General features: G+C 61.0%; 8 protein-coding genes and 1 pseudogene. 3 read left to right on the forward strand and 6 right to left on the reverse strand.

Annotation, left to right across the window (positions count from 1 at the left end; genetic code table 11):
• Window positions 1-485 precede the first annotated feature (485 nt).
• Window positions 486-965: an SgcJ/EcaC family oxidoreductase gene (locus WKW80_RS31910; protein WP_422823004.1), complete on the forward strand. Its 480-nt coding sequence runs from the start codon at window positions 486-488 to the stop codon at window positions 963-965.
• Window positions 966-1,317: 352 nt separating this feature from the next.
• Here the strand turns inward: WKW80_RS31910 and WKW80_RS31915 are convergent, their stop codons facing one another.
• The 4 genes from WKW80_RS31915 to WKW80_RS31930 form a co-directional block, all read right to left on the reverse strand.
• Window positions 1,318-1,605 (reverse strand): helix-turn-helix domain-containing protein, encoded by a 288-nt coding sequence (locus WKW80_RS31915; protein WP_340367617.1) that lies wholly within the window; start codon window positions 1,603-1,605, stop codon window positions 1,318-1,320.
• A gap of 388 nt (window positions 1,606-1,993) precedes the next feature.
• Complete coding sequence (locus tag WKW80_RS31920; RefSeq protein WP_340367609.1) at window positions 1,994-2,323, reverse strand: cupin domain-containing protein; 330 nt, start codon at window positions 2,321-2,323, stop codon at window positions 1,994-1,996.
• A gap of 300 nt (window positions 2,324-2,623) precedes the next feature.
• The gene (gene hmpA, locus WKW80_RS31925) at window positions 2,624-3,823 is read right to left on the reverse strand and encodes an NO-inducible flavohemoprotein (protein WP_340367610.1); all 1,200 of its coding nucleotides are present in this window, start codon (window positions 3,821-3,823) and stop codon (window positions 2,624-2,626) included.
• Window positions 3,824-3,967: 144 nt separating this feature from the next.
• Window positions 3,968-5,158: an NnrS family protein gene (locus WKW80_RS31930; protein WP_340367611.1), complete on the reverse strand. Its 1,191-nt coding sequence runs from the start codon at window positions 5,156-5,158 to the stop codon at window positions 3,968-3,970.
• Between the two features lie 69 nt (window positions 5,159-5,227).
• Here WKW80_RS31930 and WKW80_RS31935 point away from each other — a divergent pair, with 69 nt between their 5' ends.
• The gene (locus WKW80_RS31935; RefSeq protein ID WP_340367612.1) at window positions 5,228-5,773 is read left to right on the forward strand and encodes an RrF2 family transcriptional regulator; all 546 of its coding nucleotides are present in this window, start codon (window positions 5,228-5,230) and stop codon (window positions 5,771-5,773) included.
• A gap of 285 nt (window positions 5,774-6,058) precedes the next feature.
• Here the strand turns inward: WKW80_RS31935 and WKW80_RS31940 are convergent, their stop codons facing one another.
• Together WKW80_RS31940 and WKW80_RS31945 are read right to left on the reverse strand one after the other, a co-directional pair.
• Entirely contained in the window at window positions 6,059-6,298 is a 240-nt protein-coding gene (locus tag WKW80_RS31940) for a hypothetical protein (protein ID WP_340367613.1), read from the reverse strand.
• Between the two features lie 308 nt (window positions 6,299-6,606).
• A pseudogene (locus WKW80_RS31945) lies at window positions 6,607-6,864 on the reverse strand (IS6 family transposase); the annotation flags it as partial.
• 233 nt (window positions 6,865-7,097) lie between these two features.
• On the opposite strand from WKW80_RS31945, the gene WKW80_RS31950 reads away from it, so the two are divergent.
• A partial coding sequence (locus WKW80_RS31950; protein WP_340367618.1) for a transposase occupies window positions 7,098-7,223 on the forward strand: 126 nt, incomplete at its 3' end.

Raw genomic sequence — 7,223 nt, forward strand, 5'->3', positions numbered from 1 at the left:
TCGAGTCGGGTCACGGAATACCCGTCCCAAGTTAATCACACGGTCGGGCGGCTCCGTTGTGGCGCGAGCTCGAACCAATCTTGCGGACGAGATGAGGCTGTGCGACGACCGTCTTACGCTGCATAGCGGGTGCCCAGCAGCCCTAAAGCGGGCAACAGCAATGGGCCCGGACTAGCACTCCGGCGATGTGAAAAGCGCCCGTTCGATCTGGCCTCGAACCGGGTTGGCGCAGTCGGTGAGAGGGCGCAGCTCGGGCGATGCCCGTAATACCTTGGAAGCGCCAGTTCGAGCTTGGGGGTTGAAGTGAAACACTCGGGCCAGACCCGCCATTCGATGCTCGATAGCCGACGTTCGCGGCGTGCACACAACAAGCGCCTGAGGAGCTGAGCCGACTTGCCGACGTGCCTGTTTGGGGGTATATCGGCATCCGTGAGGCATCCACGCTGTTTTCTTACGATCGAGTTGCAGACCGGAAAGGAGCGCCCGTGAAAAAAGCTGCCGTGTTTTCGCTTTTGGCCGCGAGCACACTGCTCGCCGGTTGCGCCTCGAATCCACTGGGTTCCACATCCGGACGCACCGAAACCTGCAAGGCAACCAGCGAGAAGGAGGTTGCCGCGCTGTTTGACCGCTGGAACCAGTCACTGCAAACCGGCGACCCGCGCAAGGTGGTTGATAACTACGCGGATAAATCCGTTCTGCTTCCCACCGTTTCCAACACTCCGCGTCTCAATGCGGCGCAGAAGCAAGACTACTTCGAGCACTTTCTTCAAGACAAGCCGTTTGGTCGCATCGACTCTCGAACCATAGAGATCGGTTGCAACACGGCCGTGGATGCTGGCCTGTATACCTTCACCTTCGCCAAGACGGGCGCCGTCGTCAAGGCGCGGTACACGTACACCTACAGATGGGACGGTAGTCGGTGGCTGATCACCAGCCACCATTCTTCAGCCATGCCGGAGAAGTAAAGGCTGGCAGTTGTGCAGCGGGAGCTGTCTTTGAGGGTTGCTCGACCAACTCACGCTGTGGAGCCGATTCCTGTCATTCCAGGACGAGGAAGACCTCGGCATCAGCGGCCGGTGTTGAAGTCAGCTTCTATGAGGACTCTGTTGTCAAGCCTTTTTGATAAATGAATCGATGACCGAAGTCTCATGGCGGCGCCTTTGTGTTGCTGAGCCGTGTGGGACAGCGGGGGCGACGCATCCTGATCCGTGGTCGGGGTATGACGAGCGTTCGAGCCAACGCGCTACGTCGGCGACGCTCAGGCGCGACAGTGGCAAGCCCAAGGTGGCCGGCAACTCGCAGGCGAGCGCCTTGATCTCAACCGTGACCTGTGGGGGGAAAGACCCGAGGACGTCCCGGGCGGGCTCTCTCTTCGAGACCCGCCAATCGCTCTTTGAAGAAGCGCTGGCGCCACTGACTGACCACCTCGCGCCGGGTGTCCAGCCGCGCGGCAATCTCGTCGTTGTCCATGCCGTTGGCGGCCATCAGGATCATTTTGGCTCGAACAACCTCGAAATACGGCAACGTATATCTGGTCGCGCGACGATTCAACTCCGCCGACTCGGCCAAAGACAACTCGCTAGGAAACGGACTCTTCCTTGGCATCTGCAACCCCCGGTTGAAGGATCGCAACAAGATGCCATACGAGGCAGAAAATATCAAGACAATACGTGACCGTATTTAAGAAACCGCCTACTTAGGCTCCAAAGACAGCAGACGTAACCTCCGTCCCTACCGCGATCCCCAGTCTGTGCACCGAAACGAGTAGACCCCTAATTGCGCACCACAATCGATCAAAGTCCGGCGTGGTCGTCGGATTTCATGTCACTGACAGACCCGCACCACTGTTCAACGAAAAGCATGGCTTGATCAGCCTTGCCCTAGCGCCAAGAGAATGCCGCTGACGCGATGCTCAATCGACGTGACCGCACCCACGGGCATCCGGATCTGGGTCAGATTGAAGAAGATGACGCGGCGCATATGGTTTCACCAGCTATGCGCCGTGCAACAACACGGTGACGATCGCCGAGGAGTCGTCAATGGCCTTGAGCGCGTGAAGCTCGCCGCCGGCCAGACAGATCAGGTCGCCGCCGTGCATCCGCTGCATCTTGTCCGTGGTGAATTCGATGCAACCTTCCAGGCACTGAACCGTGATTTCACCGGCCACGCGGTGCGCGGGCATGGCCTTGCCTGCCCGCAGGATCACCCGGAAGACTTCCAGGTGTTCGGTCTTGTAGAGCGTCCGGGTGGTGGTGTTCGCGAGTTCGTCTCCGAGAGGGCGAACATCAATCAGTTCGCCCGATAGCGCGTGATGAATGGCCATAGCTGCGATTCGCTTTTAGCTTGTAGTTAGAGTTGGTGACAAGTTTGCGCACCAGTCCTGTGCGCAGTCTGTCTGCGGCCGCACAGAGCAGGTGCAACCACTAGCCAGAGGGTCTCCCCGGCCCCAGCCCCGAGCAGCCCCAGCGCTGCGTCGGTGGTCGCCCCTGGGGGGCGTCGCGTCGCAACAGTCCGAAACGACACGTCGAATCCACGTGGCCCTGGGCTCGCAGTACCATTGCCCCAGCCTCCGATGCGGCGCCCGGCGGCGGCAAGATGTGAGCCATCGCTCGACCCAGGCCGATCAATCCAAGGACGAGGCCGGCCCAAAGAATTCATAGCGGATCTGATGTTCGGGAACGCCCAATGCTCGCAGCGACCGCTTGACCTGCTGCATGAACGGCTTGGGTCCCAGAAAGTAGGCGTCGACATCGCGCACGTCGTCCGTGGAAGGTGGCATCCATTGGGCGAGCATCTCCACATCGAGCCGTCCCACCGCGTGCGGCTGCGCGTCCGTGTCGGCGTGCGGTGCTTCCTCGTAGCAGTAGAAACGCTCAAATTGCGCGTGCTTCTCGGCGAGCGCGTCGATTGGCCCACGGAAAGCATGGACGTCGTTTGAGCGCGCACAATGAATGAAGTGAATCGGGCGCTCGGTCTCCAGCGCCGCCTCCAACATCGCAAGGGTTGGTGTGATCCCGACGCCGCCGCTGATCAGGACCAAGGGCCGCTCGCCCTTCGACAGCGTGAACGCACCCGACGGCGGGAAGACCTCCAGCGTACTGCCTTCGTGCACGTGATCATGGAGGTGATTGGAGACCGCACCGCCCCGTTCGCGTTTGACACTGATACGGTAAGTACGCCCGTTCGGCGCAGCCGAGAGCGAGTAACTGCGCCGAACCTCTTCGCCGCCAACGTCGAGTCGCAGGCTGATGTACTGCCCCGGCTCGAAGTCAAGGACCGGTTGCAGATCGACCGGCGCGAGGTAAAAGGAGGTGATCTCGGCGCTTTCCGCTTCCTTGCGCTCAACACGGAAGGCGCGAGCGCCGCGCCAGCCTCCTGGCGCATTGGCGTTCTGGTCATAGACTGCGGCTTCGGCCCCGATCAGGATTGTCGCCAGTTGGTCGTACGCGGCCGCCCAGGCATCGATCACGGCGTCGGTGGCGATCTCGGCGCCCAGTACTTCCCGAATCGCGCGCAGCAGGCAGGCGCCGACGACTGGATAGTGCTCAGGAAGGACTTGCAACGCGACATGCTTGCTGACGATCTGCGCCGCCAGGTCGCCGAGCGCGTCGAGCCGGTCAATGTGACGTGCATACATCAGGACGCCATTGGCCAGCGCGCGCGGCTGTTCGCCGTTGGCCTGACTCGCCTGGTTGAAGAGGGGGCGCACTTCGGGGTGCTCGTCGAGCAGGATGCGATAGAAGTGCGTGGTCAGTGCTTCGCCGCCGCTTTCGAGCAGCGGGACGGTGGCGGTGACGATGGATTTTTGCGCGGTGGTAAGCATGAGTTCTTTTGAATGGGTTGGAAAAAGTTGTCGTCGCATGCGACGCTGCATGGCGTCCAGGGGGGATCAGGAACGATTCGACTGAATGCTCTTCTCGCAAGAAGAAGGGCAAACCTTGTCTGCGACGCGCGTCCCTCTGCTGTGTCAGCCATCGCGGCCATCCAGTCTGGGGGTCGTGAGCCAGGTTGAAAAACGTGCAAGGTAAAGCGCAAACGCAGCCGTCCAAGCGCAGCCTGCCAGCAGCAATGCTGCTGCTTGGGCCTGCGAGGGCAAGAAGGGCACCCCGACGCGGGCGAGCGCTGCGACGCCGACCAGTACATAGCTCGCGACTTCGACGGCGGACGCGTGTAGCGAACGGCCTGTGTGGCCACGCGCTGTGCGCGTCATCATCCCCAGAATGAGTCCCCCGAAGCATCCGACGGCCAGCGCATGTATCCCCGCTGAGATCGAGACCCAGCCAACCTCTGCTGCGGCCAGCAGGGCCAGTCCGATTGGCATCCACCCGTAGGAAAAGTGAAGGATCCAGAGGATCGGCCGCCAAAGAATCGGCGCACTCCGCCAGTGGATCAAGCGTGTGGCCTGCAAGATTGCGGCGATGGCCAGCGCCGTGGCCGAGGGCACAGCCGGCGCAGCGCCGAGCCACAATACCAGGCCGATGGCGGTCATGGCGATGGCCACTGGGGACAGCCATCGCGGCTCGTGCGCCTTCCACCCTGGCGACACGCTCTGTGTGAACGCCGGAATCACCCGGCCGCCGATGGTGGAGGTCAGCACGACGATGATCGCCAAGCCAGCACGCAGCGGGGTCATCGGCGACACCGGCAGCACCTCGACCGACGCTAGATGAAAGGCGAGATTGGACGCTGCGAGCAGGACAAGGATCCCGGCAATCGGGAGATTGCGCAGATTGCCCGAGCGGACGATCAATACCCCGAACAGCAACGCCATCGTCAGCAGGAACGCGCTGTCGACTGCGGCGAATACCATCGGCGGGGCTGCTATGGAGGCGATACGCCCCGCCAGCCAGAGCAGCCACAGCATGGCCAGCGAGTTGCCCCGAGCGGTCGCGCGTCCTGTCCAGACCTTACCGGCGGTGAGCAGAAATCCGGCCACCACGGCGGCCACGAAGCCAAAGAGCATTTCGTGTGCGTGCCACAGCACTGGCGGAAATCCACTCGGCAGGGAGACACGTCCCGTCAACACCGCCCCCCAAACAGCCATCCAGACCACGGCCGTTGCGGAAGCGCCGAGGTAGAAAGGTCGAAAGCCCAACCGCAGCACTGGCATCCCTTTTGGGGCGCAAGCGTCGGCGGGGATCGTACTGCTCGATGTCATGGAGATAACATTTATGTTGTATGTATCTTATAGGACGCGCGCGTAAAAGCAAGAGATAAAATATTGGTTATGCGTCTCACCCTGTTCACCGACTACTCCTTGCGCGTTCTGTTGGTCCTTGCGACACGCACAGAATCATTGGTCACCATCGGCGACCTTTCCAGGGCGTTCGACATTTCAAATGCCCACCTGATGAAAGTGACCCACATGCTGGGCAAGTCCGGCTGGGTCGATACTGTACGTGGGCGCAATGGCGGCATGCGTCTTTCGGTCCACCCTTCGAAGCTGATGGTTGGCGCCATCGTTCGTCGACTAGAAACCGATTTCGCGTTGGTCGAGTGCTTTGCCGAGGACAACCGCTGTGTGCTGACGGGAGGCTGCGAACTGGCGGCCGTTCTCGCACGGGCCATGCAGGCCTTCCTGGATGAGCTCGATCGCTACAGCCTTGCCGATCTTGCCAGCGCAAGCCCCGCACTGATGGTGTTGCCCATGTGGCAGCAAGTGACCTGGCACGACCGGATAAAACGCCCGAGCCTTGAGGTGGTTCCCGGCGTCGCGGATGCCCTTCTCAGTGACCCGGCCACCAAGCGGGCTTCGAAAGCGCGTTCAAGTTGAGCCTTGTCGGCGCAGTTGCTCGCGGTGGCGCATTCAAGAAAGTCGCGAGATTCGACACACCGCTCGGTGAGTCGGACTTCGCACGCCTGTGCATGGCGTCATGCCTGGAACAGGCGGATCGCTCGTCCCGATTGCCCCCGACGAGCCATTACTGTTCCGTCGATCCAAAGAAGCTTTCATATTGCGAGGTAATGAATACGATCACCGCCCAGTCGCGCAAACCCACCGATCCAGATCTGCAGTCGGGCGTTAACACCAACATCGCCCAGTGCGTGGATACGTAGGTCAGGCGTCCCCACGACCGTCGCCGCTGCGCTCCTGAGCCCACTTCATTGCAAGCTCTTTTGCATGCTCGAGCGCTTGCTTCGCGACCTCATGCTTCGCGGGATCGAGCACCAAGGTTCGGACCTGGTCACTCGGGGGTGCCTTGTAGCGCACCACGGCCTGGAACAGGCCCGAGGGCAGCTGCTCGCCGCTGCACAGGAATTGCCAGCCCTGATAGTCGAGCGTTTCCATCTCGTCCATACTTGCCTTCCGGTCAAACATCTTCATCCACAAATAACGCACAATTGTCCGTCTTAGAAATGCAGGGGCTTCCACAGCGCGTGTAGCTTCGCCGCATTAACGACGCATCATCGTACGGTTTGCTTTCGCTCATCTTCTCAACACCCACCTGCCATCCTGATGGATGACTTTTCCACGGTCGCTCACCACCACGCCTTTTGAACGCAGCAGCACTGGGCGGTTTGAAGCCTGCTCCTGCAAGTCGGCTTCGGGAGGCCTACTCCAATCTTCAGCACAGCACCACAAGCTCTCGCCTGTGTTCGTGACACACTCTCATCGACGCGCCAGGATCGGCCGGCCTTGCGAGCAAAACGATTCCAGCGCTTCTCGAACTCGGGCACGAAACGTTGGACCCAGCGCATGATGGTTGTGTGGGCCAAGACCAAGCCGCGCTCGGCCATCATCTCAACCAAGTCGCGAAGGCTGAGCTTGTAGCGCAGGTACCAGCGCACGCACAGAACGATGATCTCGCGCTCGAAGTGCCGACCCTTGAATAGGTCGTCCATGCTTTGAACCTTCTTCGCCATCGAGCTGCCCGCACTTCACAAAGGCGGTAGCGTACCGCACGCACGTTTGCACCAGAGCCAAAATTCGCACCAGAGCCCTCACCTCGAGTTGCCCTGGCGGTTAAGAGAGAAGGGCTCGCGGTGCCCCAGTGAGCCGTTGCGTCATCCTCAACGATCCCCGTCGGGATGAGTGACCTTGCCCTCGAAAAACGTATCCCTTGCTGAGTGTTTCAATGCAAGCAAGGAGAACGGTTATGACGAAGACGACGAGAGCGCGCTACACGCTGGAGTTCAAGAAGGAGGCCGTGCGGCGGGTCGAAGGTGGCCAGAGCATCGCGGCGGCGGCGCGCACGTTGGGCGTGGTCGAGCAGACCCTGTTC

It is taken from the genome of Variovorax humicola, assembly GCF_037889915.1.
Taxonomy (GTDB): domain Bacteria; phylum Pseudomonadota; class Gammaproteobacteria; order Burkholderiales; family Burkholderiaceae_C; genus Variovorax; species Variovorax humicola.